Source organism: Streptomyces sp. 13-12-16 (assembly GCF_002114215.1).
Taxonomy (GTDB): domain Bacteria; phylum Actinomycetota; class Actinomycetes; order Streptomycetales; family Streptomycetaceae; genus Streptomyces.
On record NZ_NCTE01000811.1, the window covers coordinates 8,421 to 11,431 of the forward strand.

The 3,011-nt window shown below is 68.7% G+C and carries 2 protein-coding genes; one reads left to right on the top strand and one right to left on the bottom strand.

The window, feature by feature from the left end; genetic code table 11:
• Positions 1-143: 143 nt before the first annotated feature.
• Positions 144-1,433 (top strand): citrate synthase, encoded by a 1,290-nt coding sequence (locus B7767_RS29445; RefSeq protein WP_085574814.1) that lies wholly within the window; start codon positions 144-146, stop codon positions 1,431-1,433.
• Between the two features lie 713 nt (positions 1,434-2,146).
• Here B7767_RS29445 and B7767_RS29450 read toward each other — a convergent pair.
• Positions 2,147-3,011 (bottom strand): HAD-IC family P-type ATPase (locus B7767_RS29450; RefSeq protein WP_143652689.1); only part of this gene is annotated, 865 nt, incomplete at its 5' end.

Sequence of the window (3,011 nt, forward strand, 5' to 3'; positions counted from 1 at the left end):
GGCAGGATGGGCAAGTTGGCGGCACTCAGTGCCGCCGATAGGCCCGATGGTCGACCCCGAGTGCACTCTCCTGCGCCGAGTGGGGGATGGTGGAGACAGTCAGGGCACCTCGAAGATGAGGCACTAGGTCGGTGAGGGAAGACGTGAGCGACAACTCTGTAGTACTGCGGTACGACGGCAGCGAGTACACCTACCCGGTGATCGACAGCACCGTCGGCGACAAGGGCTTCGACATCGGGAAGCTCCGCGCGCAGACCGGTCTGGTGACACTGGACAGCGGCTACGGCAACACCGCCGCCTATAAATCCGCCATCACCTATCTGGACGGCGAGGCCGGCATCCTCCGGTACCGCGGCTACCCGATCGAGCAGCTGGCCGAGCGTTCCACCTTCCTGGAGGTCGCCTACCTGCTGATCAACGGCGAGCTGCCGACCGTCGACGAGCTGTCCGAGTTCAAGGGCGAGATCACGCAGCACACCCTGCTGCACGAGGACGTCAAGAACTTCTACAAGGGCTTCCCGCGCGACGCCCACCCGATGGCCATGCTGTCGTCGGTCGTCTCCGCGCTGTCGACGTTCTACCAGGACAGCCACAACCCGTTCGACGAGCAGCAGCGCAACCTCTCCACCATCCGGCTGCTCGCCAAGCTTCCGACGATCGCGGCCTACGCGTACAAGAAGTCGGTCGGCCACCCGTTCGTCTACCCGCGCAACGACCTCGGCTACGTCGAGAACTTCCTGCGCATGACGTTCTCGGTCCCGGCGCAGGACTACGAGCTCGACCCGGTCGTCGTGGCCGCCCTGGACAAGCTGCTGATCCTGCACGCGGACCACGAGCAGAACTGTTCGACCTCCACCGTGCGCCTGGTCGGCTCCTCGCAGGCGAACATGTTCGCCTCGATCTCCGCGGGCATCTCCGCCCTGTGGGGCCCGCTGCACGGCGGCGCCAACCAGTCGGTGCTGGAGATGCTGGAGGGCATCCGGGCCGACGGCGGTGACGTCGACTCCTTCATCCGCAAGGTGAAGAACAAGGAGGACGGCGTCCGCCTGATGGGCTTCGGCCACCGGGTCTACAAGAACTTCGACCCGCGCGCCAAGATCATCAAGGCTGCCGCGCACGATGTGCTGTCCGCCCTCGGCAAGTCCGACGAGCTGCTGGACATCGCGCTGAAGCTGGAGGAGCACGCGCTCTCCGACGACTACTTCGTCTCGCGCAGCCTCTACCCGAACGTCGACTTCTACACCGGCCTGATCTACCGGGCCATGGGCTTCCCGACCGAGATGTTCACGGTCCTGTTCGCCCTCGGCCGCCTTCCGGGCTGGATCGCCCAGTGGCACGAGATGATCAAGGAGCCGGGTTCCCGCATCGGCCGCCCGCGCCAGATCTACACGGGCGTCGTCGAGCGCGACTTCGTTCCGGTCGAGGAGCGCTGACACCTGCCGGTAGGGCGTTCGACGTGCGCCCGGCACCGGCCGGTGGGGGCGCTGAGCGCCCAGCGGCTCGTCGCTGAAGGGGTGTGGGCGACTGCGGGCCGGCCTGTGGCCGGTCGCGTAGCTCCCCGCGCCCCTTCGGCATGCTGCCAGGCCGCAAGCCGCACGGAAGACCGCGCCCATCGGCGTGACGTACGGCAGCAAGGAAGAAGGCGCCCCGGTCGACGGTCCCCCCACGGGCCGACGAACCAGGGCGCCTTCCCATGTCCCGGTGCGGATTCCCCCCACGGGATCCGGCCGGGCGTCTGTGAGGACAGCGCCTGAATCGCTGTGTGAGTACGGACGGACCTGAACCCGCCGTACTCGTCGGTGTGTGCGGTCTGCCGGGACAGCGCACGTTCGGGAGGGCCGCTCAAAGCTCCCCGCTGGGTACGTGCCCCGGCAACGCAATCTCCGGAGAAAGTCCCCCAAGACATTCCCCAGATGTCAGGAAGCGCCCCCCAAGACGCTGCCCGACATCGCCAACTTAGACCTTCGAACCCCTTCGATGGTTACGTTCAGATCACTGTGATCTGCGTCTCTTGCACATGTCCCCCAGAGGCGCAAGAGTCCGCAAACCGCTCACGGGACCCAAGCGTAAGGAAGATGCGCGAGCCGTGTGAAGAGCTTATGTGAGGGGCGTACCGGACGACAGGGGTACACCCCAACTTGAGACCTCAATGAAACGCCCGCAGGCGCAGGCTGTTCGTCACCACGAACACCGAGGAGAACGCCATCGCCGCACCGGCGATCATCGGGTTCAGCAGCCCGGCGGCGGCCAGCGGCAGCGCGGCCACGTTGTAGCCGAAGGCCCACACCAGGTTGCCCTTGATCGTGCCGAGTGTCCTGCGGGAGAGCCGTATCGCGTCCGCGGCCACCCGCAGGTCGCCGCGGACCAGGGTCAGATCGCCCGCCTCGATCGCCGCGTCCGTGCCGGTGCCCAGGGAGAGACCCAGATCGGCGACGGCCAGCGCGGCCGCGTCGTTGACGCCGTCGCCGACCATGGCGACGCTGCGCCCCTCCTCCTGGAGCCGTCGTACGACGTCGGCCTTGTCCTCGGGCAGCACCTCGGCGATCACCCGGTCGATGCCCACGGTCCGGGCCACCGCCTCGGCGACGGTCCGGTTGTCACCGGTCAGCAGCACCGGCGTGAGCCCGAGCGCGCGCAGTTCGCGCACCGCCTCGGCGCTGGTCTCCTTCACGGCGTCGGCGACCGCGAGGACACCGCGCGCCACCCCGTCCCAGCCGGCCACGACGGCCGTACGCCCGTCCCGCTCGGCCTCCTCCTTCGCCCGCGCCAGCTCCGGCGGCAACGCGTCGAAGAGGCGTCCCACGGCCACCTCGTGGCCCTCCACGCGCCCGCGTACGCCCCGGCCGGGGACGTTCTCGAAGTGCTCGGCGCGGGGCAGCGCGCCGGCCCGCTCCTCGGCGCCCGCGGCGATCGCCCGGGCGACGGGGTGTTCGGAGGCGTGTTCCAGGGCGCCGGCGAGGCGCAGTACCTCGGTGGCGTCGGTGCCGTCGGCGGTGTGGACGGCGAGCAGG